This is a genomic window from Streptococcus sp. HMSC071D03 (assembly GCF_001812125.1).
Taxonomy (GTDB): Bacteria; Bacillota; Bacilli; order Lactobacillales; family Streptococcaceae; genus Streptococcus; species Streptococcus pseudopneumoniae_N.
On the sequence record NZ_KV807753.1, the window covers coordinates 46,126 to 70,448 of the forward strand.

Consider the following 24,323-nt stretch of genomic DNA (forward strand, 5'->3'; position numbering starts at 1 on the left):
AGCAGTTGTTCATGAAGCTCCAGAATACACTGAATCTATTGGCACAGCAGGCGACGAGCCAGCTCCGGTAGTAGAAGTTCCAGAATTTGAGGGTGGCGTTAACGCAGTCGAAGCAGCTGTTCATGAAGTTCTGGAATACACAGGAGCAATTGGCGCAGCAGGTGAAGCAACTATTCATGAAGTCCCAGAATTCAAGGGTGGCGTTAACGCAGTCGAAGCAGTTGTTCATGAAGCTCCAGAATACACTGAAGCTATTGGCACAGCAGGCGATGAGCCAGCTCCGGTAGTAGAAGTCCCAGAATTCAAGGGTGGGGTTAATGCTGTTGAAGCAGCTGTTCATGAAGTTCCAGAGTACACTGAAGCTATCGGTACAGCAGGTGACGAAGCAGCACCAGTAGTAGAAATACCAGAATTCAAGGGTGGCGTTAACGCAGTCGAAGCAGCTGTTCATGAAGTTCCAGAATACACAGAAGCAATCGGCACAGTAGGCGACGAGCCAGCACCAGTAGTAGAAGTCCCAGAATTTGAAGGTGGTGTCAATGCAGTAGAAGCCGCTAAGAACGAAGTCCCAGAATTTACAGGTAGTGTCAATGGAGCAGAAGCATCTATTCATGAAGTTTCAGAGTTTACTGGTGGAGTGAATGGTGAAGAAGCAGCTGTTCAAGAAGTAAGCCCAGAATACACAGGTGGTGTCAATGGAGTAGAAGGAGCAATCCATGAGGTTCCAGAATACAAAGATGAGCAGTCTCTTGTAGCTCTTGCTATGTCACAAGACAAGACCTACCAAGCGCCTGCAAGTCGTCAAAATATCCTCCCTGAAACAGGTACTAAGGAAAATGCAACCCTTGCAACAGCAGGTGTTGTAGGAGCACTTCTTGGTATGTTTGCAATGGGAAAGAAAAAAGAAAACGAATAAGATGATGTAAAAGCATCTAAGTCATAGAGATTGGACCAAGAAACAGATCTCGACAATAAAAAGCGGACAAAACTAGTTTTCTGATCTACAGAGACTGGTCTTGTTCGCTTTTTTGGCTCATTGTCAACTGTAGTGAACAACAAGAAAATGTAATACTCTTCGAAAATCTCTTCAAACCGCGTCAACGTCGCCTTGGATTATATATGTGACTGACTTCATCAGTCTTATCTACAACCTCAAAGCAGTGCTTTGAGCAACCTGCGGCTAGCTTCCTAGTTTGCTCTTTGATTTTCATTGAGTATAAGACAGAGCTGGCTTCTTATTCATAAATTACCTTTCATTTGATAGCAGGTTCCCTTGAAGATGTTTAGTCTGCTAAACCAAGGCTAGTCTTAGCCTAAGCCATTTTATCAAATGAAATCACATCCCATATTTTCTCTATGCTAGTTAGACAATCTTATTTTTAGAAAGTATGACTAGCTAACTTCTAAGTGTTATATATTATTAAAACAAATGGGAACTGTTGTATAAAAACGGGGAAAATGATATAATAAAAGCGTTTCCAATAGTAATGATATAAATGCAATGAAAAATATGAAAAGTCAGTCAAAGTCGTGTTATTAGCTAGTTTGTTATGAATTGGTCTTTTCAATCCAGTGTATCTGTTGTGACAGTCACTAAAAGTTATCGGTATTATTGGAATACCTACTATAAGTCTAGTATGAATTGCCACAGACGTATCTATATTAACATATGGTAGCGATATCGTTATGAAGTATAAAGTAGGTTCTGGCTGGAATTTCTATCGTTATGAGTTCATAAACTACTACAGCGGAGACTTTTAATCGTTAAAGAGTGAGAAAAAGGAGGGTTTGATATGTTAAGACTTACTCATGTTACCTTAAAAACGCGACAAATCATTTTACAAGATGTAGATTTCACCTTTGAGAAAGGTAGGATTTATGGCGTTCTTGCTATCAATGGCTCTGGAAAGACGACTCTGTTCCGCGCCATTAGCAACTTAATTCCCATAAGTAGTGGAAATATCACAGTCCCTCCTTCTTTATTTTATTATGAAAGTGTTGAATGGCTGGATGGAAACTTAAGTGGGATGGACTACCTTCACCTTATAAAAAATATTTGGAAGTCAGACCTGAACTTGAGGGATGAAATTGCCTATTGGGAAATGTCTGATTATATCAGCCTTCCCATTCGCAAGTATTCCTTAGGTATGAAGCAACGCTTGGTGATTGCCATGTATTTCCTCAGTCAGGCGAAATGCTGGCTCATGGATGAGATTACAAATGGTTTAGATGAGTATTATCGACAGAAGTTTTTTGATAGGCTGGCGCAAATTGATAGACAAGAACAGCTGGTTCTTTTAAGTTCCCACTATAAGGAAGAGTTGGTTGATGTCTGCGATAGAGTAGTAACCATTCATCAGGGTCAGATAGAAGAGGTTTAGTTTATGAAAGATGTTAGTCAATTTTTATTGAAAAAAGTTTTCAAAAGTCGCTTAAACTGGATTATCTTATCTTTATTTGTCTCTGTACTCGGTGTTACCTTTTATTTCAATAGTCGGACTGCAAACTCAGTCAGCTTGGAGAGTCGGTTGGAAACTCGTATTGCAACTAACGAGAGAGCAATCAATGAAAATGAAGAAAAACTCTCCCAAATGTCTGACACCAGCTCGGAGGAATACCAGTTTGCTAAAGAAAATTTAGACTCGCAAAAAAATCTTTTGACGCAAAAGAAAGAAATTCTGACTTTGTTAAAAGAAGGACGCTGGAAAGAAGCCTACTATTTGCAGTGGCAAGCTGAGGAAAAGAGTTATGAAATTGTATCGAAGGAACCGACTTCTAGCTCTGACTTAAAAATGGCGGTTGACCGCGAACGAAAGATTTATCAAGCCCTGTATCCCTTAAACATAAAAGCTCACAATTTAGAATATCCGACCCATGGGATTGATCAGATTGTCTGGATTTTAGAGCTTATCATCCCAAGCTTGTTTGTGGTTGCTATTATTTTTATGCTAACGCAACTGTTCGCAGAAAGATATCAAAATCATCTGGATACAGCTCAGTTATATCCTTTTTCAAAAGTGACATTTGCAATATCCTCTCTTGGAGTTGGAGTGGGTTATGTAACTGTGCTGTTTATCGGAATCAGCGGATTTTCTTTTCTAGTGGGAAGTCTGATAAGTGGTTTTGGACAGTTAGATTATCCCTACCCGATTTATAGCTTAGTGAATCAAGAGGTAACTATTGGAAAGATACAAGATGTGTTATTTCCTGGCTTGTTATTAGCTTTCTTAGCTTTTATCGTTGTTGTGGAAGTCGTCTACTTGATTGCATACTATTTCAAGCAAAAAATGCCTGTCCTCTTTATTTCCTTAATTGGGATAGTTGGCTTATTGTTTGGTATCCAAACCATTCAGCCTCTTCAGAGGATTGCACATCTGATTCCCTTTACTTACTTGCGTTCAGTGGAGATTTTGTCTGGAAGATTACCTAAGCAAATTGATAATGTCAATCTAAATTGGGGCATGGGGGTGGTCTTACTGCCTTGCACGATAATTCTTTTGCTATTGGGAATTCTATTTATCGAAAGTTTGGGAAATTCACGAAAAAAGAGTATGTTAAATAGGTGTTAGTTTTCCTATTTCCACTTGATAACTACTTCATGCAATCAAGAATATGAAAGAACATCCGAATCATTGTTAGCTATGAAAAATGTGGGGAAACGAATCTCAGGAGACTCTCAAAATATGAGCTAAAAAAAGTCATCATTAGATGGCTTTTTTGCTATCAAAAGAGTTATAATAAAGGTGAAAATAGTAGGAGAAGAGGAGGAGATAGGATGGCTTATATTGAAATGAAAAATAGCTATAAGAGGTATCATACTGGTGATACAGAAATTGTAGCAAATCGAGATGTCAACTTCGAGATTGAAAAGGGAGAACTGGTCATTATCCTTGGTTCATCTGGTGCAGGGAAGTCAACAGTTTTGAATATTCTAGGTGGTATGGATACAAACGATGAAGGGCAAGTCTGGATTGATGGGACTAACATTTCTGACTATACCTCCCATCAGAGAACCAACTATCGCAGAGATGACGTTGGCTTTGTCTTTCAGTTTTACAATTTGGTTTCTAACTTGACTGCTAAAGAAAATGTCGAGCTAGCTTCAGAAATTGTTGCCGATGCCTTAGATCCAGAACAGGTTCTCAAGGATGTAGGCTTAGGTCACCGTCTCAATAACTTTCCAGCCCAGTTGTCAGGTGGCGAGCAACAACGGGTATCCATTGCTCGAGCTGTGGCTAAAAATCCTAAAATTCTCCTTTGTGATGAACCAACGGGAGCTTTGGACTACCAGACTGGTAAGCAGGTTCTAAAGATTCTGCAAGATATGTCACGTAAAAAAGGAGCCACCGTTATCATCGTGACCCATAATGCTTCGCTAGCTCCCATAGCTGATCGCGTTATTCAGATGCATGATGCCAGTGTCAAGAGTGTTGTCCTCAATCCTCAACCACAGGATATTGATGATTTGGAGTACTGAGATGAAAAGAAAGACATATTGGAAAGACCTGCTCCAGTCTTTCACAGGTTCAAAGGGACGGTTCTTATCCATCCTAACTCTGATGATGTTAGGTTCTTTAGCCGTGGTTGGTCTCAAAGTAGCCAGTCCCAATATGGAGCGAACAGCATGGGATTATATTCAAAAAGCCAATCTGGCTGATATTACTGTCATAGCAGATTATGGTCTAGATCAGGCAGACCAGGAAGAATTGCAAAACCATACGGGAGCAGATGTTGAATTTGGTTATATGACAGATTTGACTCTGGCAAATAGTGAAGATGCCATACGAATCTTTTCAAATACTGATAAGATTTCAAAATTTCAAGTAACGGAAGGTCGTTTGCCTGAGAAAGAAGATGAACTAGCCTTGGCGGACTTTTTGAAAGATCGCTATCAGATTGGTCAAGTCATTTATTTGAGTCAAAAAAAGGGCAGTAATTCTCAGTTGAAGCGGGATAGTTATACCATTACAGGCTTTGTCCACTCTCCAGATATTTTTTCAAAAACGGATATGGGGAGTTCAGCCAGTGGTAATGGGAATCTAGCAGCTTACGCTGTCATAACTGAAGCAAATTTCAAGAGCTCTGTTTACACGATTGCCCGCTTGCGTTTTGCTAGCCTAACAGATGTCAATCCTTTTTCCAGTGATTACGAAAAGAAGCTAGAGGAAGAAGAGGAGACTCTAAAGAACTTAGTTGCTGATAATGGACAAGCGTGGCTAGAGAAAATGAAGAAGGATGCCCAAGAGTCCCTTGATGAAGGCAAGAAACAACTGGATGAAGCAGAGACCAATTTGACATCTGGCAAGAAACGCTTACAGGAAATCGAAACGCGTCTACAAGCTCAAGAAAATCAAGTGAGCCAACTACCAGAGCCACAAAAAAGTCAAGCGTCTAGTCAGTTAGAAGAAGCAAAAGAACAACTAAAGCAGGAACAGGAAAAGCTGAGCCAAGCCGAAACAGATCTTACTAAGGAAAAGGCTAAATGGCAGACCAGTCAGGATGAAGTCAATGCTCTGACAGAGCCAAGCTATCATGTCTACAATCGCAAGAGTTCTCCTACTGGTCAAGGTTATCTCATGTATAGTAACTCGGCTATGAGTATTCGTGCCGTAGGGAATATCTTCCCAGTTGTTCTCTATGCCGTAGCAGCCATGGTTACCTTTACCACCATGACCCGTTTTGTAGACGAGGAGAGAACCAATGCAGGGATTTTCAAAGCTCTAGGCTACCATAGCAAGGATATCATTGCTAAGTTTGTGATTTACGGTCTAGTTGCTGGTACTCTTGGCACCCTTCTAGGAATTCTGATTGGTCATTACATCTTAGCACCTACTATTTCGCATATCATCACTGAGCGAATGATTGTTGGAGAAAGTCAGCAGTATTTCTACTGGACCTATAGTTGCTTGGCTTTGGGACTAAGCTTAGTAGCTAGTGTCCTACCTGCTTACCTTGTATCTCGCAGAGAGTTGCATGAAGAAGCAGCGCAATTATTACTACCCAAGCCACCAGTCAAAGGTTCCAAGATTCTTTTGGAGCGCATCACCTTTATCTGGTCTCATTTGAGCTTTACCCAAAAGGTAACTGCCCGCAACATTTTCCGTTACAAACAACGCATGCTGATGACCATTTTTGGAGTTGCAGGTTCAGTAGCCCTCCTCTTTGCAGGACTTGGGATTCAATCCTCTGTTGTAGGAGTAGCTGACAGGCAGTTTAATGATCTGCAACAATACCAGATGATTCTCTCTGTCAATTCTCGGGCTTCAGATTCTGATATGGCCAAGCTAGAAGAAAAATTGCAGAGTGATGAAGTTGAAAACTATCGTTTAATTTCTTCCAAACAGATTGAAGAAAAGTATGCAGGCAAGGCTGGTGTTCAAACTGTGACCATGATGGTAACGGATCAAGATGACCTGGACCCCTTTGTCCATTTAGAAAAAAATGGGGAAAAACTGAGCTTATCTAACGGACTTGTTCTGACTGAAAAATTAGCCCAGTTGGCAGGAGTTTCCCTTGGTGACAACTTTACAATAGATGGAAAAACCTTTAAGGTTGGAGCCGTTACCGAACACTACGTAGGCCATTTTGTTTATATGAATCAGGCGACCTATGAGGAGATATATGGTCAAGCTCCCAAGATGAATACCTATCTGGTCCAACTTAAGGATAAAAGTGAAGGGAATACTGAAAGAGTCGCAGGAGAATTTATGGACCAGGTAGCTGTCAGTGGCCTCGTTCAAAATGCCTCCACCATTCAGCTCTTTGAAAGTTTTGCTAATTCTCTGAATCATACCATGGCGATTTTGGTTCTGGTATCGGTGCTATTAGCCATCGTGATTCTCTATAATTTGACCAATATCAATGTTGCTGAACGGATTCGGGAACTCTCAACCATCAAGGTTCTTGGTTTTCATAATAAAGAAGTGACCCTTTACATCTATCGGGAAACCATCCTATTGTCACTAATTGGAATGATTGTAGGATTGGTATCAGGCTTTTATCTCCATCAATTTCTCATTCAGATGATCGCACCTGGTACCTTCCGTTTTCAACCAAAGGTCGGCTGGGAAGTTTATCTCATTCCAGTTCTAGCTGTCAGTGTCATTTTGACCATCCTAGGAGTTTTTGTCAATCATTATCTCCGAAAGGTGGATATGTTAGAAGCCCTCAAGTCTGTAGAATAATTGGTAGAGGACAAAAACAAATAAGAAAGCCCTTTGTGGCTTTTTTATTTTCATAAAAATGGTAAAATAGTAAGAGTAGAAATGGAGTTCTAGATATGAAACGAATTGATCAATTTGAAAATAAGAAAGTATTAGTCCTCGGTTTGGCTAAATCAGGTGAGTCTGCAGCTCGTCTCTTGGACAAGCTAGGAGCCATCGTAACGGTGAATGATGGCAAGCCCTTTGAGGAAAATCCAGCTGCGCAAAGTCTTTTGGAAGAAGGCATCAAGGTTGTCACTGGTGGACATCCTTTGGAATTATTGGATGAAGATTTTGCCCTCATGGTGAAAAACCCAGGAATTCCTTATAGCAATCCTATGATTGAAAAAGCGCTAGAAAAAGGCATTCCAGTTTTGACAGAGGTTGAGTTGGCCTACTTGATTTCTGATGCACCGATTGTTGGTATTACTGGTTCAAATGGTAAGACAACGACCACAACCATGATTGGTGAAGTTCTGACTGCTGCAGGACAAAATGGTCTTCTTTCTGGGAATATCGGTTACCCTGCAAGCCAGGTAGCTCAGACAGCAACAGATAAGGATACCCTTGTCATGGAGCTATCCTCTTTCCAACTAATGGGAATCCAAGAATTTCATCCTGAAATTGCTGTTATTACCAACCTGATGCCAACACATATTGACTATCACGGTTCTTTTGAAGCCTATGTCGAAGCTAAGTGGAATATTCAAAGCAATATGACAGCGACTGATTACTTAGTATTGAACTTCAACCAAGACTTGGCAAAAGAATTGGCTAGCAAAACACAAGCTACCGTTGTACCATTTTCAACACAGGAAAAGGTTGATGGAGCTTATCTGGAAGATGGTCAACTCTACTTCCGTGGGGAAGTAGTCATGGCAGCGAATGAAATCGGAGTTCCAGGTAGCCACAATGTAGAAAATGCTCTTGCGACGGTTGCTGTGGCCAAGCTTCGTGGTGTGGATAACCAAACCATCAAGGAAACCTTGTCAGCCTTTGGTGGTGTCAAGCACCGTCTCCAATTTGTAGACCAAATCAATGGGGTTAAATTCTATAACGATAGTAAATCAACCAATATCTTGGCAACTCAAAAAGCCTTGTCTGGATTTGACAATAGCAAGGTTATCTTGATTGCTGGTGGTTTAGACCGTGGTAATGAGTTTGACGAATTGGTACCAGATATTACTGGACTTAAGAAAATGGTCATTCTCGGTCAGTCTGCAGAACGTGTCAAACGTGCAGCCGATAAGGCAGGTGTGGCTTATGTGGATGCAACAGATATTGCAGATGCAACCCGCAAGGCTTATGAACTTGCAGAAGAAGGAGATGTGGTTCTCCTCAGTCCTGCTAATGCTAGCTGGGATATGTATGCTAACTTTGAAGTACGTGGAGATCTTTTCATCGACACTGTAGCGGAGTTAAAGGGATAATATGAAAAAAATAGTATTTACAGGTGGGGGAACGGTTGGACACGTTACCCTCAACCTTTTGTTAATGCCTAAGTTCATCGAAGATGGCTGGGAAGTCCACTATATTGGTGACAAAAACGGAATTGAGCATCATGAAATCCTCAAGTCAGGTTTAGATGTCACTTTCCATTCTATTGCAACTGGGAAATTGCGCCGATATTTCTCATGGCAAAATATGGTTGACGTCTTTAAGGTTACATTTGGAATCCTTCAATCGCTCTTTATCATGCTCCGTCTTCGTCCACAGGCCCTCTTTTCTAAGGGAGGATTTGTATCTGTTCCACCTGTCATTGCAGCGCGAGTATGTAGAGTACCTGTCTTTATCCACGAGTCTGACCTCTCTATGGGCTTGGCCAATAAAATCGCTTATAAGTTTGCGACTAAGATGTACTCTACTTTTGAACAAGCGTCTAGTCTCACTAAGGTAGAGCACGTTGGAGCTGTGACTAAGGTTTCTGGTCCAATTATGGAAGAACCCGAAGAAATGGTGGATATCCGAACTTACTTTGATAGTAAGTTACCAACCCTTCTCTTTGTAGGTGGTTCTGCTGGTGCGCGTGTCTTTAACCAATTAGTTACAGACCACAAGGAAGAGTTGACTAGTCGCTACAATATCATCAACCTGACAGGTGATGCTAGTTTAAATGAACTAAGTTCAAACCTCTATCGTGTTGACTATGTGACTAACCTCTATCAACCGCTCATGAATATGGCTGATGTTGTCATCACTCGTGGTGGTGCCAATACTATTTTTGAGCTCCTTGCCATGGCTAAATTGCATGTCATTGTGCCACTAGGTCGAGAAGCCAGCCGTGGAGATCAGATTGAAAATGCGGCTTACTTTGTGAAAAAAGGCTATGCTGAGGAGTTGCAAGAAAGCGACTTGACCTTGTCAACTTTAGAAGAAAAAGTAAGCAAGCTTTTGACCCACAAAGAAGACTACCAGAACACGATGAAGAATTCTCAGGAATTAAAATCTGTGGCAGATTTTTATGAGCTATTAAAAAAAGATTTATCATAAGGAAAATTGATGTCAAAGGATAAGAAACAAGAGCCAACTCAAGGCAAGGAATTGTCAGAGTGGCAAAAACGAAATCAAGAGTATCTTCAAAAAAAGGCTGAAGAAGAGGCTCAACTAGCCAAAGAAGAAGCCAAGGGAGATTCAGGCAAAAAGGAAGTTTCAATAACTTCTGATGCAGAAACTAGCTTATCAGAGTGGCAGAAGAAAAACCGAGAGTATCTGCGCAAAAAGGCTGAAGAAACCAAAGAAGAGCAAGAGTCAGATATATCCGAAAATACAGAGGAAGCAACGGAAGTAGATCCTAATAGCGAAGAGCAGAAGGAGCTTATAGCAGATGAGTCCTCGCCTGAACTTGAAGAGGAAGCAGCTGAAGCAGAACAAGAGCAAGACGAGGCTGAAAATTCAGAAGTAGCAAAAGCAACAAAAGTAGAAAAGGTAGAAGAAAAGAAGGTTAAAACCAAGAAAAAGCCTACCAAGCCTTCTATTCCTAGAGTTCATATCTGGCGTGCTATTACGATTCTAATCCCGAGTTTGCTTGTCTTGTTCTTTTCGATCTATCTCTTGACCCCCTTTTCAACTCTGAAAAACATAGAAGTCACTGGGACTGTAGAGACCAATGCAGACCAAATCAAAGAGGCTTCAGGGATTCGTGATAGTGACTATACCTTTAGTCTACTTCTCAATAAAGACAAACATGCTGAGATGATTAAGTCCAATCACTGGATTGAATCTGCTAGCATTCACTATCAATTCCCGACCAATTTCACCATCCAGGTCAAGGAATACGGGATTGTAGCCTATTATGTTTCTGGAGAGGACCATTATCCGATTCTTTCCAGTGGTACGGTTGAAACTAGTCCAGTTAGCCTAGTCAGTCTTCCAGAAACCTATATGTCTGTACTCTTTAACGATGAGCAGCAAGTCAAAACCTTGATTGAACAACTGGCTGAAATCAGCCCAGAGATTAAGCAAGCGATCAAAACGATTGAATTGGCTCCAACTAGTGTAACCAGTGATCTGCTCAAGATTACCATGTATGATACGGATGAAATTTTGGTTCCTCTATCAGAACTAGGTAAAAAATTGCCTTATTATAGTAAGATAAAACCACAATTGACAGTACCAAGTGGTATTGATATGGAAGTTGGTATCTATAGTTATAGTTTGGCGGATAAGGCGCTTGAGGAAGAAAGAATCAAGGCAAAAGAAGAGGAAAAGAAAAAGCTGGAAGAAGAGAAGAAAAAACAAGAAGAACAAGGTAATCAAAACCAAACAACTCAACAATCACAGAGTCGATAAGCTTGAGAGCATTCTATCGACTTGATTGTGAGTCTTGACTTTAAAGTTCTTCGGATACTAGTTTTTACTTGACAAGTCCCGCTTTAAATAATAGAATAGTTAAAAATCTTTAAAGCAGTCCAGAGAGGCAGCTAAGGTTAGACGGTGAAAGGGTGGATTCTACCCATTTTTCGTGGAACCTTGCTGTTGGCAGGTTCCTTTTTTGTAGTCTCTTTGACGGAAGCTGGGCTGATAAGAAAGATAAGAGGAGAAACGCATGCGTGAAAGTCGCCCAGTCATAGCTCTGGATTTTCCAAGTTTTGAAGAAGCCAAGAAGTTCTTAGCCCTATTTCCAGCAGAGGAAAAGCTCTATGTCAAAGTAGGAATGGAAATCTACTATGCTGTAGGACCTGAAGTTGTCCGTTATTTGAAGTCATTAGGACATAGTGTCTTTTTGGATCTCAAACTGCATGATATTCCCAATACAGTCAAATCAACCATGAAAATCTTATCCAACCTAGGAGTTGATATGACCAATGTGCAGGCAGCAGGTGGAGTTGAGATGATGCAGGCAGCGCGTGAAGGATTGGGAGACAAGGGGATTCTCATAGCTGTGACCCAATTAACCTCAACCTCGGAGGAACAAATGCAAGAGTGTCAAAATATCCAAACCAGCCTCCAAGAGTCGGTTATCCACTATGCCCAGAAAACAGTTGAAGCGGGTCTAGATGGAGTCGTTTGCTCGGCTCAAGAAGCCAAGCTTATCAAACAAGCAACTCATGATGACTTTATCTGTCTGACACCAGGGATTCGCCCAAGAGGGACAGAAGCAGGGGATCAGAAACGGGTAGTAACCCCAGGACAAGCTTACCAGATTGGCAGTGACTACATCGTAGTTGGGCGTCCGATTACGCAAGCAGCTGATCCAGTCGCAGCCTACCATGCCATCAAAGAAGAATGGACACAAGATTGGGTTTAAAAAGAAGATTCATTTAACACTATAAAAAGGAGCACACCATGACACTTGCTAAAGATATCGCTAGCCATCTATTGAAAATTCAAGCCGTTTACCTCAAGCCAGAAGAACCTTTTACTTGGGCATCAGGCATTAAGTCACCGATTTATACGGACAACCGTGTGACGCTTGCTTACCCAGAAACGCGTAGCTTGATTGAAAATGGTTTTGTGGAAGCCATCAAGGCAGAATTCCCAGAGGTAGAAGTGATTGCAGGAACAGCGACTGCAGGCATTCCGCATGGTGCCATCATTGCTGATAAGATGAACTTGCCATTTGCCTATATCCGTAGCAAACCAAAAGACCACGGAGCTGGTAATCAAATCGAAGGCCGTGTAGCTCAAGGTCAAAAAATGGTAGTGGTTGAAGACCTCATTTCAACTGGTGGTTCTGTTCTTGAAGCAGTAGCAGCAGCAAAGCGAGAAGGAGCAGATGTGCTTGGAGTTGTAGCGATTTTCAGTTACCAATTGCCAAAAGCAGATAAGAATTTCGCAGACGCAGGTGTCAAACTTGTGACGCTTTCTAACTACAGTGAATTGATTCACCTAGCCCAAGAAGAAGGCTATATCACACCAGAAGGGCTCGACCTTCTAAAACGATTTAAAGAAGACCAAGAAAATTGGCAAAATGCTTAAGACGTAAAAAATCAGGTAGTCACTAGGATTACCTGATTTCTTTTTGTAATGTTATTGGATCTTATACTCAATGAAAATCAAATATAATCCAAGGTGAAGCTGATGTGGTTTGAAGAGTATTGCTTGTTTTATATTGTGAACAATGGTAGGGAGGGTAGATAACGTAGATATTATGACATAAGAATAAATATTAGAACTAGATAAATGTGTTACGAATATTAGAATCGGGAGTTTCTTCGATAAATTCAACGATATCATTTGGAAGACAATCTAAAATCCGACATAGCTTTTCTAAAGTTAGTAAAGTTATGTTTTTATTTTTCTTTAGGCTGTCAAGAGTTTTATTATCAACTCCGGATTTTAATAACTTGTATTGAGAAACTTCTTTTTTCTTCATTGTAGCCCAGAGTGGGTTAAAACTGATTATCGTCATCAACTCCTTTTACTTAATTATAAGAAAAAAGTATCTGACTTCATATTGTGTATATATCCACAATATGATAAAATAACAAGGAAAGGAGATTTATGGATGAATAAGAATGATATTATTTCTCAAGAGGAGAATGAGTTAGATTATTTTTTAGGAATTATTCCGGATGAATCTAAGTCAGATTTGTTTGATGAATGGACTATTTGGGAAGCCTATGTAAAAGGGAGGTTGCCAAATAAACATTGGTCTGAAGTTTTTGATAATGGTGCATACCATTCACTTGATGTCATTACTGCAGAAGGCAAAAAATATGAATATTATCCTATCGCTAATCCGCAATCATACCAGACTGTTTTACAAGAATATCTTTCGACAATAGAAGAGCCTAAACGTAGTAGAAACTTAATAGTTGAAGCTGCTATTTGGTCTAAAAGAGTAGAAGATCTGACTAAGTATTTTTATATAGTAGATGGAAAACATGTTTCTCTTATCAACCCGAAATTAAGTGTTTTGGGATGGATTTTTAGAATTTTAGGTTCATTGTTCTTAGTTGCTTATATAGATAGACTTGGTGAATTTTCTAGTTCTGGTTTAGGAATCTTAAGTAAACCTTTTGAATACTCCCTTTGGGTGGGAGCATGGGTTCTGCTATGGTCTCCAATTTATTTTGCTTATCAACGAGTGAAGCATGAAAAACCAATAGCAGATCAAGTAAAAAAACATAAGGATGAAGTTGCTCAAGCTAGAAACTATTGTATGGAGAAATTGAATAGTATTCCATTTGTTTATGCAAGGCAACAAGCAGGGTTAGATATTCATTTTGATGCTTTTGCTTATATGGTTAATGTAATTGATCAAGGTAGAGCCTATGACTTAGGACAAGCGCAAAATATGTATGAAGACATGATGAGGACAGAGCAATTAAATTATCAGTTTCAAGAATTACAAAGAAAAGTTGATTACAATAACAAAATGACAACAATTAATACATTTACAAATTTAATGAAATAATAGATTAGGAGAAATAAGATGTTTGGAAAACCGAAATATGAAAGTGATATTGATCAAACAGTTAGAGATATGTGGTGGGGTTTTGCCATTTTTATAACTGTAATGTACTTTTTAGTCAAAGCAACTTACTATGTCGCATTGCCGTTTTATACTTTATTTACTCATTTGTTTGAAGAAAAAATCCAACAGAAAGAATATCTAAACTGGATGAGATTTTTACCTTTGACTTGGTTTATGAGTGGAGAGACCAAAGAAATGAGACGAGCTGCTGTGAGCTGTACTATACTGCCGATTTCGCTACCTTTATTTTTAATTTTTAATTATCTATATAGTATTAAAGTAATTGGCGATAGCTTTTCCATTTTTATTTTGATTTTATTTACTTGTAGTCTAGGAGGCATTATAGGTACTGTTAGAAATTATTGTTTTTCTAAAAAATATATTAGATAGTGTCAGTATGTAAAAATATAATCATTGAAAAGTCAGGAAAATAAAGATGGATAGACAAAATACTAATGAAAAAAAGACTTTGAAAAAAGGTAGAAGAGGTTGGGTAATCTCAGCTGCAATTGTCGCGCTTTTAGGAATTTCAGCTGGAACTGTTGTGTTGCAAAATCAATCGAGTCAAAACCAAGGACAATGTGAAAGTGTTACCGTTCCATACTCTTCTTCAAAAGAAAAAGAATACTCAACAACTGATACTATTAAAGAAACAGAGAAGAGTTTCCTACCTAAAGTAGATGCCAAAGAGGAATTGGCTAAAGCATTTGTAGCTACTAAAAAAGTTGGTGCTGAAGATTCGATTAAATCTCTCGATAAATCATATGAAAAATTATCAGAAATAACGAAGGTAGAGGAAAAGCTTAAGTCACAGGTAAGAACTGAGGGGGAAGACGCAGTTGAGCAAGTTTCTAGATCAGAAGTAGCTAACAAAGATAATAAAATATTGGAAAAATCTGATAACTTAACTAAAAAAGGTGAAGTAGAAAAATCAACATCAGAAAAAGGGAAACTGGTTGTTCAACCAGAACCGCCATCACTTGTAGTTACAGATGACAAAGGTATTTCAGCTGTTCAACCAGAGCTACCAGAATTGGTAGTTACTGAAAAGGGAACACCCGAAGTTCAGCCAGCATTACCAGAATTGGTAATTGCTGAAAAGGGAACACCCGAAGTTCAACCTGTATTGCCTGAGTTGGTAGTTAGTGAAAAAGGAGCACCCGAAGTCCAGTCAGCATTACCTGAAGCTAAACCAGAAAAAGATAAGGTCTTAGATAAAAAGGAAGAGAAGAAAGAAGTTGACGTGAAACCGACAACTCCAACTGTTCCAGAAAACAAAGATCAAACAACTGGTACTTCGACTAAAGAAGAAAAAACTTTAGATGAGAAAACAGAAAAAGTTGATGTTAAAGCAACTGAAACTGTTTCAGCAGATAAAGAGAAAACTCAAGGTGGTACTTCTGATAAAGTAGTTGGTGAAACAACAAAAGAAGAAGTTGTAAAACCAGCTACTCCTGCGAAACCTGAAGTTAAGAAAACAATTACTACTCGTACAGAAGTCGAGACATCAGTGATTGAGCCTGGGGTACAATATGTTCCAGATGCCAATCTTAAAATTGGTGAGACTCAAGTTATTAAAGAGGGAGTTGCTGGTAAAACAGAAATCACTTATACTGTAACACTTGAAGACGGTGTTGTTGTAAGTCGAGTTGCAACAGGAACTCAAACAACTCCTGCAGTTGATAAAGTAGTTCATGTTGGTACTAAAACTACTAAAGAAGTTGTTCGTACTACAAAAGAAGAGGTTGTTCGCACTCCTATTCTCCGAGGGACACAATATGTTTCAGATGAAAACTTGGATGCTGGTGTAGAAAAAGAGGTTGAAGCCGGTCAAGATGGTGAAAAACTTGAAGTCTATACTGTAATACTTGAAGATGGTGTTGAAACCGGTCGTGAATTGGTTTCATCAACTCAAAAAGAATCCAAGGATAAAGTTATTCATGTTGGAACTAAAGTTGCTAAGAAAAATATTGAAACTGTAGCTCGTGAAGTTCACAAAGTTGAACATAAAGTTACAAGCAACACAAATCCAGATCTTCCTAAAGGTGAGAAAAAGGTTATTCAAGCTGGTAAGGATGGTTCTTATGAACTTGTTACTACAGTTGTAACTAGACCAGATGGAACAGAAGTTTCTCGAACTCAAGTAAGAGAAAATGAAGTTTCTCCAGTAGATGAAATCGTAGAAGTTGGAACTGGCGAAAACATTGAAACAAGTCGAACTTCTCAAAAAGTTGAAGTAAATTACGAAACTGAAGAAGTTAAAGATAAAACTCTAAACGAAGGTAAACGTGTAGTTGAGACTAAGGGTCAAAAAGGTTCTTATACTGAAACTACAATTGTTTATGGGAATGGTCGTTCATCAGTTGTTAAAAGTGATGAAGTAAAACCGGTCAAAGAAATTGTTCGTGTGGGAACTCATAAAGTAGTTACTGAAACTAAAACTCGTGTTGAGCGCAAAGAGGGTGCTAACTTCAATACTGTTGAAGAAACAAGCGATAAACTTTTCAATGACCAACGAGTTGTAAAAACTCCAGGCCGAAAAGGTGAAATCGTTGAAAACTACAAAGACTACTACGAAGATGGCAAACTTGTTAAGAGTGAGCTAATCAATACTGAAACTGTTCCAGCAGTTGATGAAGTAGTTGAAGTTGGCACTAAAGAGCGTTATACTTATGCTAACGAAGACAAAGTTATTACCGCTGAAGGTGAAAAACGAGTTGCTGCCCCTGAACTTTTTGAAGGCGATGAAAGAGTTGAAGATGCGGTAAATGGTAAGGAAACTTACAAAGTTAAGTACAGCAATGAGGAAAATCAAAACCGTACAGAGATAAGTCGAGAACTTATCAAAACTGTTCCTGCAAAACAAAAAGTTGTTCATTATGGAACTAAGAAATTGATGTCTGAAGTTACTGAAGAAGAAACTGAAACAATTTCACACGGTGCTCGAACTGAAAATGATTCCAACCTTTTTGAAGGGGAATCTCGTACAGAAAATGGTCGTGACGGATTTAAACGTTACCGCAAAGTTATTTTAGTAAACAACAAAACGGGTGAACGAACGGTTAAAAGTCGTGAACTAGTTGAAAGTCAAGATGCAGTTGACACAATTACCTTTAATGGTACCAAGAAAAAACGTGTCGCTGATCCAACAGATGTTGTGGTTCCAACTAATGATGATAACTACGACATTGATGGTACATGGAAAGATATTAAGAGCTTAGGTGAAAATGGTTTGGATCCAAACAATGAAGATCACCGTAGCGCCAAGTACCTACATGATAATCTTTCTCAAGCTGATAAAGATCGTGTGGCTGTTGATGAAACAGATGACGGAGATGATCTTCCTCGAGACAGTGGACTTATCTCAGTTTGGAAAGCTTCTCGCCTTTCTCAAGCAGAACTTGACAAGCTTGAACAGATTGTAGATAATCGTAAACTTAATGAACACTTCATGGAACTTCTTAATGAAGAACGCATTCGTAAAGGCTTGACACCTGCAACAATCGCAGCAGATGATAGCGAATTAACTCGAGTTGCTAATATTCGTGCTAATGAGATGGCAGATTATGGATCTTTACGTTATCAAGGTAAGAAGGAAGGTAAGCATAAACGTCCTGATGGTTCTCGTTGGTCAACTGCTTATGATCCAGATTTCTACAAACAAACAAATGCAATGACAGAAAACGCAGCAGAAGCAACTGATGTTTGGGATATTGTGAGTCTTACAAATGAAAAGGCATTAGCTCATAATTTCTATACTGTATGGAAACACTCACCAGGTCACTATGCTGCAATGATGATGGGTGATGGCTATAGTCCAGCAGATAAGAACGTACAATTCCGTGTGGCTCTTGGATTCGCAAATCATTCATTGACTTCTGATAATCCAACAAACGTTGTCGCTATGATGGAAATTGCATCTATGATGGACTAGATAAAAAACGAACAAGATAGAGATTCTGATTACCAGAATTCTAGTCTTGTCCGTTTTTCTTTTTTAAACTTAATCAACTTTTCCACCTTCAACAACTAGGTCATCTGCTTTAGCAGCGTCACCGTAAGTTGGGTGGAGTGTTTTTTCATAGGCTTTGTGGAAGAAGTTTTCCTTACCTAATTTTTCGATTTCTTGGTTGATGTAGTCAAGTAATTCTTGGTTACCTTTTTGGACTGCTGGTGCGATGGTATCTGGGTTACCTAGAGAGGTAATTCCTACTTCAAATCCTTTATTTTCAAGCGCCCAAGCTAGGACTTCAGTATTGTCAGTAGAGAAGGCATCTCCACGTCCATCAAGAAGGGCTTGGTAGGCATCGCTATATTGATCGTATTTTTGGAGTTTTACTTCTGGGTGATTTTTCTCAAAGTAAGTTTCAGCAGTTGTTCCTTTGGTAACGATCAAGGTTTTGCCTTCAAGTTCTTTAACGTCCTTGATGACTTTATCTTTTGGTGACACAACACCGAGAGAAACTTTCATGTAAGGAAGGGCAAAGTCAACTTGTTTCTTACGTTCGTCAGTAACTGTGAAGTTGGCAAGGGTGATATCAACCTTGTTAGAAATCAAGTATTCAGCACGGTTGGCAGCATCAACAGAAACGTATTTGACCTTGACACCAAGGTCTTGTGCTAATTGGTTACCTAGTTCGATATCATAACCTTGGTAAGAACCGTCGTTGTCAACGTAACCAAAGGGTTTTTTGTCTCCAAATACCGCGATTCGTAGTTCACCGCTTTTTTTAATTTCATCAAGGGTGCGAGCCTTGGCAGTGGTTTTACCAGACGATGAACCAGCATTTCCACCTGAGCTACAAGCTGTGACAAAGATAAGGGCAAAGGCAAGTGCCAAAACAGTTAAGAGTGGTTTGAATAGTTTCATAAAAATCTCCTTTATAGGTATGAGCCAAATTGGCTAAAGTCAAAGACGTTTAAAAATTCCTGTGCTCGTTTGGTTTTAGGATTGGTAAAGAAGGCTTGAGCTGTTCCCTCTTCAGCAATTTTCCCTTGGTCAAGGAAGATAATTCGGTCCGCAATGGCTTGGGCAAATTGCATTTCGTGGGTTACTAAAATCATGGTGCGCCCTTCTTGGGCCAAATCATTGATAAGTTCCAGGACCTCACGCACCATTTCTGGATCCAATGAAGCCGTCACTTCATCAAAGAGGATAATTTCTGGATGCATGAGCAGGGCACGGACAATCGCAACCCGTTGCTTCTGTCCACCAGATAATTGACGGGCAAAGCTATGTTGTTTATCCAGCAAACCGACACGTTCCAGTAGTTGCAAAGCTTCCTCCGTTACCTCTTTCTTGTCCCTTCCCTGAGCCTTGATTGGGCCTAGAATGAGGTTTTGTAGGACATCCAGATGGGGAAAGAGTTCATAACTTTGAAAGACCATGCCAATTTTTTGGCGAACTAGGTGAAAATCTTTTTGATTGCCAATAATGGACTGGCCATCCAGAAGGATATCTCCACCTTGAATACTTTCTAAGCCATTGAGGCAACGAAGCAGGGTGCTTTTCCCACAACCAGATGGCCCAAGAATAACCACAACTTCCCCTTTTTTGATATTTAGAGAAAGACCTTGGAGGATAGGATTGTCTCCGAAGGATTTTTTTAGTTCCTTGATTTCTAAAATAGTTTCAGACATTTAGTTCCTCCAATGTTTTTCTAAGTGTGTGGAAAGTTTGGAAATAGGGAAGCAGATTGCGAAATACAAGACCAGAATGGTTCCATAAATCCAAAAGGAAGCAGTTGGGATAGTTAGGCGATTGCTATCGATGATTTGCTGTCCAACCTTGGTCACTTCAACAACCCCAATCAAAACAACTAAAGAAGTGGTTTTGATCATCCGAGTAACAAGATTGATGGCCTGCGGTAACAGTCTTCTCAAAACCTGTGGGATGATGATATGATAGTAAAGTTGAACATTGGTCAAACCTAGCGCCTGTCCGCTTTCAAACTGATGCTTAGGGAGGGAAGTGATAGCTCCACGTACCAAGTCCCCCATTTCAGCTGTTCCCCAGAGGGTAAAAACGATAATAGCAGAAGTCTCTCCTGAGATATTGATATTAAAGTTTCGAGCCAAGCCGAAATAAACAATGAAGAGTAGCACCAGCTGGGGCATGATACGGATAAATTCTAGATACAATCGTGTCAAAAATCGTACGATTCTAGAATGGGAGGTCATGACAATTCCCATGACTGTTCCGAAAATCATGGATAAGAGGACAGACAGGATAGAAATCCCAATCGTGACTCCCAATCCCTGTAAGATTCTCAGGAGATTATTTCCCTGAAAGAGTACTTGCATTCCCGAATCCTGCATGACGAAGCCTCCTTTCTATCCAGCTAAAGACTAGTGAAATAGGTAGAAGCATGATAAGGTAAGCAACCACCAACATGGCAAGTGCGATATCTGTTTCATAGTAGAGTCCGATCAAGTCCTTAGCAACGTACATAAGATCAGCAAGGGCAACTGCTGAGAAGACAGATGTTTCCTTGATGAGGAAAATAACATTGGCGCTAAAGGATGGTAGAGCCACCGCAGTCGCTTGTCGAAGAACCACGTAGCGAAAAACCTGAAATGGAGTAAGCCCAATGGCTAAACCGATTTCATGCTGGGTTTGACTGACTGCTTCTAGCCCGCTTCGGAAGGATTCTGCCATATAGGAACCACCTAAAAAGATGAGACCGACTGTTGCACAGACTTCTGAAGAAAGAACAATCCCTATTCGAGGTAGGCCGAAATAGAGAAAGAAAAGTTGTATCAAAAGGGGTGTATTTCGTGAAAGTTCGATATAGGCTGTTGCCAACTGGGAGAAAACAGGAAGGCGGTAATGCCGGATGACACTGACGATGAGCCCCAGCAAAAAAGAACCTAGAATTCCCCAAACTGCAATATGCAAGGTCAAAAAGAATGCCTCTTGATAAAGTGGTAGATATTGTTTAACAATAGACCAATCCAAACTAAAACCTCCCATCTAGAAATGATAAAAACATTGTAGCATTAAAAGGGAGCTTTGGATAATATGTATTTTTTATTGTGGTGATAAAAAATATTTATATCGGCGATAAATTTTAAAAATGTGATTTTTTGGGTTGACAAATGTAGATTTTAAGAGTATACTGATAATTGTAATTGACAAATGTAGATTTTGGAGGTGTGCTGATGCAGATTTCGGATGCAGAATGGCAGGTTATGAAGATTATTTGGATGCAGGGAGAACAGACAAGTACTGATCTGATAAAAGTATTAGAGAAAAGGTTTAGCTGGTCTAAGTCCACGATTCAGACACTCTTGGCTCGTTTGGTGGAGAAAGAATGTTTGACTCGGGAAAAGCAGGGCAAGTCCTTTGTCTATTCAGCCCTGTTGTCACAGGAAGATAGCAAGAAGTTACTTGTCCAAGATATCAAAGATAAGCTTTGTTCCCGCAGGATAAAGCATTTAGTAGCTGATTTGATAGAAGAATGTGACTTTACCCTAGCTGACTTGGAAGACTTGGAAGCTACGATTTCTGAGAAAAAATCAAACGCTGTGACAGAAGTAAGATGTAATTGTATGTAAAGGAGACGCTATGTTAAATCTATTTGTATCTATTATTGTTTTAGGAATGATTGCTTTTATCCTCTTTTGGTTTTTCAAAAAACCGCAAGAAGATGCTAAGAGAGCCCAGCAAAAGAATGGCTATCAGGAGATTCGAGTGGAGGTCATGGGGGGCTACACTCCAGGAACCATTATCCTCAAAAAATCGCAACCTGCTCGCATTATTTTTGATCGAAAAGATCCTTCACCTTGCTTGGACCAAATCGTTTTTCCAGACTTTGGAGTGCATGCAGATCTGCCTATGGGAGACCAATATGTGGTTGAAATCACTCCTGAAGAAGCAGGTGAGTATGGTTTCTCTTGTGGCATGAATATGATGCACGGTAAGATGATTGTAGAATAGGAGAAGGATATGACTGAAATTGTAAAAGCAAGCCTTGAAAATGGTGTTCAAAAAATCCGTATCACGGCAGAAAAAGGCTATCATCCAGCCCATATTCAACTACAAAAAGGAATTCCTGCTGAGATTACCTTTCATCGTGTGACACCATCAAACTGCTATAAGGAGATTCTCTTCGAAGAAGAAGGGATTCTAGAATCAATCGCTCAAGATGAGGAAAAAGTCATTCGTTTTACTCCTCAAGACTTGGGCGAGCATGAATTTTCATGCGGCATGAAGATGCAAAAGGGAACATATACTGTTGTTGAAAAAACGAAAAAGTCCCTCAGTCTTTTACAACGTTTTTGGATTACTAGTATCTTTACTGTGCCTCTTGTGATTCTCATGATTGGGATGTCTACAGGAGGAATTAGTCACCAAGTCATGCGTTGGGGCACCTTTTTAGCCACAACACCCATTATGCTGGTAGCTGGAGTTCCATATATCAGAAGCGCCTGGGCTAGTTTTAAAAAGCACAATTCCAACATGGATACCTTGGTTGCTCTGGGAACCCTAGTGGCCTATTTCTATAGCTTAGTTGCCCTCTTCACTGGTCTGCCCGTTTACTTTGAAAGTGCTGCATTTATCCTCTTCTTCATTCTTTTGGGAGCAGTTTTTGAGGAAAAAATGCGAAAAAATACTTCGCAGGCAGTCGAAAAATTATTAGACCTACAAGCAAAAACAGCAGAGGTTTTGCGTGATGATGTTTATGTTCAAATACCTCTAGAACAAGTCAAAGTTGGGGATCTCATTCGCGTTCGACCAGGTGAAAAAATTGCCGTTGATGGGACTGTATTAGAAGGTGAAACGAGTATTGATGAATCAATGGTGACTGGGGAAAGTATTCCAGTCGATAAATCAGTTGGAGATGCTGTCATTGGTTCAACCATCAATAATAGTGGTACGATCATCTTTAGAGCTGAAAAAGTTGGTTCTGAGACTATGCTGGCTCAGATTGTGGACTTTGTGAAGAAAGCTCAAACGAGTCGTGCTCCTATTCAAGATTTGACCGACAAGATTTCTGGGATTTTTGTACCAGCAGTTGTCATTTTAGGACTTCTTACTTTTTGGGTTTGGTTTGTTTTACTTGGAGATAGCTTTGTGACTTCACTTCTCTACGGAGTTGCTGTTTTGATTATTGCCTGCCCTTGTGCACTAGGACTTGCGACACCGACAGCACTCATGGTTGGAACAGGGCGAAGTGCCAAGATGGGGATTCTTCTCAAAAATGGTACTGTTTTACAGGAAATCCAAAAAGTCCAAACGGTTGTTTTTGATAAGACAGGAACCTTGACCGAAGGGAAACCAGTGGTAACAGATGTTATCGGAGATGAAGGAGAAGTGCTAAGTTTGGCTGCTTCACTGGAAGATGTATCTCAACACCCGCTAGCTCAAGCTATTGTTAATCGTGCTACTGAACTAGGAATTAGCCTTTACCCAGTGGAAAACTTCCAAGCCATACATGGAAAAGGTGTGACTGGAATTATTAATGGTAAACAAGTCTTGCTGGGTAATGCTAAACTTTTAGCTGACCTTGCTATTCCACATGATTATCAAGAACGATTTGATTTGCTTGAGAAAGAAGCAAAAACAGTTGTCTTCCTATCCGTAGATGGTCAGTTAAAAGGCTTAATTGCCTTGCAGGATGTCCCTAAGGAAAATGCTCGAGAAGCTATTGCTAAATTGAAAAAACGTGGTCTTAGAACTGTCATGCTTACCGGAGATAATGCTGGAGTAGCCCATGCGATTGCAGAGCAAATTGGAATCGAAGAAGTAATCGCAAATGTCTTGCCAGAGGAAAAGGCACATGAAATTCACAAGCTTCAAAAGAATGGCAAATTGGCCTTTGTTGGAGATGGTATCAATGATGCGCCGGCCCTCAGTGTAGCGGATGTCGGAATTGCCATGGGCTCTGGGACTGATATTGCCATTGAATCAGCAGATCTTGTCCTTACAACCAACAATTTACTAGGATTGGCACGTGCTTTTGATATGAGTAAGAAGACCTTTAATCGTATTCTACTCAATCTTTTCTGGGCTTCTATCTATAACCTCATTGGTATTCCGATTGCAGCAGGAGTGTTTTCTGTTCTTGGTTTGGTACTCAATCCAGAACTTGCAGGATTGGCCATGGCCTTTAGTTCAGTATCTGTTCTAATCAGTTCTCTCATGCTTAATTTTACTAAAGTCGATTAATACTCTTCGAAAATCAAATTCAAACCACGTC

Annotated in this window: 21 protein-coding genes; 16 read left to right on the forward strand and 5 right to left on the reverse strand. The window is 39.9% G+C overall.

Features of this window, described 5'->3' with window-relative positions; all coding sequences use genetic code 11:
- From HMPREF2837_RS11865 to pyrE, 10 genes are all read left to right on the forward strand, one after another.
- A partial coding sequence (locus HMPREF2837_RS11865; protein WP_186823204.1) for an SIALI-17 repeat-containing surface protein occupies positions 1-916 on the forward strand: 916 nt, incomplete at its 5' end.
- 877 nt (positions 917-1,793) lie between these two features.
- A complete protein-coding gene (locus HMPREF2837_RS05540; protein ID WP_049549391.1) occupies positions 1,794-2,381 on the forward strand; it encodes an ABC transporter ATP-binding protein in 588 nt (195 codons plus the stop codon).
- A 3-nt stretch (positions 2,382-2,384) separates the two neighbouring features.
- Entirely contained in the window at positions 2,385-3,569 is a 1,185-nt protein-coding gene (locus HMPREF2837_RS05545; RefSeq protein WP_049549390.1) for a PTS system mannose/fructose/sorbose family transporter subunit IID, read from the forward strand.
- Between the two features lie 206 nt (positions 3,570-3,775).
- Entirely contained in the window at positions 3,776-4,477 is a 702-nt protein-coding gene (locus HMPREF2837_RS05550) for an ABC transporter ATP-binding protein (protein WP_000323391.1), read from the forward strand.
- A 1-nt stretch (position 4,478) separates the two neighbouring features.
- Positions 4,479-7,184 (forward strand): ABC transporter permease, encoded by a 2,706-nt coding sequence (locus HMPREF2837_RS05555; protein ID WP_049549389.1) that lies wholly within the window; start codon positions 4,479-4,481, stop codon positions 7,182-7,184.
- Positions 7,185-7,279: 95 nt separating this feature from the next.
- Positions 7,280-8,632, forward strand: coding sequence for a UDP-N-acetylmuramoyl-L-alanine--D-glutamate ligase (gene murD, locus HMPREF2837_RS05560; RefSeq protein WP_049549388.1), 1,353 nt, complete (start codon positions 7,280-7,282; stop codon positions 8,630-8,632).
- 1 nt (position 8,633) lies between these two features.
- Positions 8,634-9,692, forward strand: coding sequence for a UDP-N-acetylglucosamine--N-acetylmuramyl-(pentapeptide) pyrophosphoryl-undecaprenol N-acetylglucosamine transferase (locus HMPREF2837_RS05565; protein ID WP_049549387.1), 1,059 nt, complete (start codon positions 8,634-8,636; stop codon positions 9,690-9,692).
- Positions 9,693-9,701: 9 nt separating this feature from the next.
- Positions 9,702-10,991, forward strand: coding sequence for a cell division protein FtsQ/DivIB (locus HMPREF2837_RS05570; protein WP_049549386.1), 1,290 nt, complete (start codon positions 9,702-9,704; stop codon positions 10,989-10,991).
- 256 nt (positions 10,992-11,247) lie between these two features.
- Positions 11,248-11,949, forward strand: coding sequence for an orotidine-5'-phosphate decarboxylase (pyrF, locus tag HMPREF2837_RS05575; RefSeq protein WP_049549385.1), 702 nt, complete (start codon positions 11,248-11,250; stop codon positions 11,947-11,949).
- A gap of 38 nt (positions 11,950-11,987) precedes the next feature.
- Complete coding sequence (gene pyrE / locus HMPREF2837_RS05580) at positions 11,988-12,620, forward strand: orotate phosphoribosyltransferase (protein WP_000170888.1); 633 nt, start codon at positions 11,988-11,990, stop codon at positions 12,618-12,620.
- Positions 12,621-12,816: 196 nt separating this feature from the next.
- Here the strand turns inward: pyrE and HMPREF2837_RS05585 are convergent, their stop codons facing one another.
- Positions 12,817-13,053 (reverse strand): helix-turn-helix domain-containing protein, encoded by a 237-nt coding sequence (locus HMPREF2837_RS05585; RefSeq protein ID WP_000152611.1) that lies wholly within the window; start codon positions 13,051-13,053, stop codon positions 12,817-12,819.
- A 96-nt stretch (positions 13,054-13,149) separates the two neighbouring features.
- Between HMPREF2837_RS05585 and HMPREF2837_RS05590 the strand changes: the two genes are divergently transcribed.
- The 3 genes from HMPREF2837_RS05590 to HMPREF2837_RS05600 are packed head-to-tail and all read left to right on the forward strand — an operon-like array spanning position 13,150 to position 18,055.
- A complete protein-coding gene (locus HMPREF2837_RS05590) occupies positions 13,150-14,061 on the forward strand; it encodes a hypothetical protein (RefSeq protein WP_049549384.1) in 912 nt (303 codons plus the stop codon).
- An 18-nt stretch (positions 14,062-14,079) separates the two neighbouring features.
- Positions 14,080-14,511: a hypothetical protein gene (locus HMPREF2837_RS05595; RefSeq protein ID WP_049549383.1), complete on the forward strand. Its 432-nt coding sequence runs from the start codon at positions 14,080-14,082 to the stop codon at positions 14,509-14,511.
- 46 nt (positions 14,512-14,557) lie between these two features.
- Complete coding sequence (locus HMPREF2837_RS05600; protein ID WP_075230727.1) at positions 14,558-18,055, forward strand: G5 domain-containing protein; 3,498 nt, start codon at positions 14,558-14,560, stop codon at positions 18,053-18,055.
- 69 nt (positions 18,056-18,124) lie between these two features.
- On the opposite strand, the gene HMPREF2837_RS05605 is transcribed toward HMPREF2837_RS05600, so the two are convergent.
- From HMPREF2837_RS05605 to HMPREF2837_RS05620, 4 genes are read right to left on the reverse strand one after another with little or no spacing between them, the layout of a single operon-like run.
- The gene (locus HMPREF2837_RS05605; protein ID WP_049549381.1) at positions 18,125-18,991 is read right to left on the reverse strand and encodes a cysteine ABC transporter substrate-binding protein; all 867 of its coding nucleotides are present in this window, start codon (positions 18,989-18,991) and stop codon (positions 18,125-18,127) included.
- An 11-nt stretch (positions 18,992-19,002) separates the two neighbouring features.
- A complete protein-coding gene (locus HMPREF2837_RS05610) occupies positions 19,003-19,761 on the reverse strand; it encodes an amino acid ABC transporter ATP-binding protein (RefSeq protein ID WP_049549380.1) in 759 nt (252 codons plus the stop codon).
- A complete protein-coding gene (locus HMPREF2837_RS05615) occupies positions 19,762-20,439 on the reverse strand; it encodes an amino acid ABC transporter permease (RefSeq protein ID WP_049549379.1) in 678 nt (225 codons plus the stop codon).
- On the reverse strand, positions 20,399-21,079 hold the full coding sequence (locus tag HMPREF2837_RS05620; protein ID WP_075230728.1) for an amino acid ABC transporter permease: 681 nt from the start codon (positions 21,077-21,079) through the stop codon (positions 20,399-20,401). The genes HMPREF2837_RS05615 and HMPREF2837_RS05620 overlap by 41 nt, the downstream gene beginning before the upstream one ends.
- A gap of 203 nt (positions 21,080-21,282) precedes the next feature.
- Here HMPREF2837_RS05620 and HMPREF2837_RS05625 point away from each other — a divergent pair, with 203 nt between their 5' ends.
- From HMPREF2837_RS05625 to HMPREF2837_RS05635, 3 genes are read left to right on the forward strand one after another with little or no spacing between them, the layout of a single operon-like run.
- A complete protein-coding gene (locus HMPREF2837_RS05625) occupies positions 21,283-21,678 on the forward strand; it encodes a CopY/TcrY family copper transport repressor (RefSeq protein WP_049549377.1) in 396 nt (131 codons plus the stop codon).
- A 10-nt stretch (positions 21,679-21,688) separates the two neighbouring features.
- The gene (locus HMPREF2837_RS05630) at positions 21,689-22,060 is read left to right on the forward strand and encodes a cupredoxin domain-containing protein (protein ID WP_049549376.1); all 372 of its coding nucleotides are present in this window, start codon (positions 21,689-21,691) and stop codon (positions 22,058-22,060) included.
- Between the two features lie 9 nt (positions 22,061-22,069).
- A complete protein-coding gene (locus tag HMPREF2837_RS05635; RefSeq protein ID WP_049549375.1) occupies positions 22,070-24,292 on the forward strand; it encodes a heavy metal translocating P-type ATPase in 2,223 nt (740 codons plus the stop codon).
- The last annotated feature ends 31 nt before the right edge of the window (positions 24,293-24,323 follow it).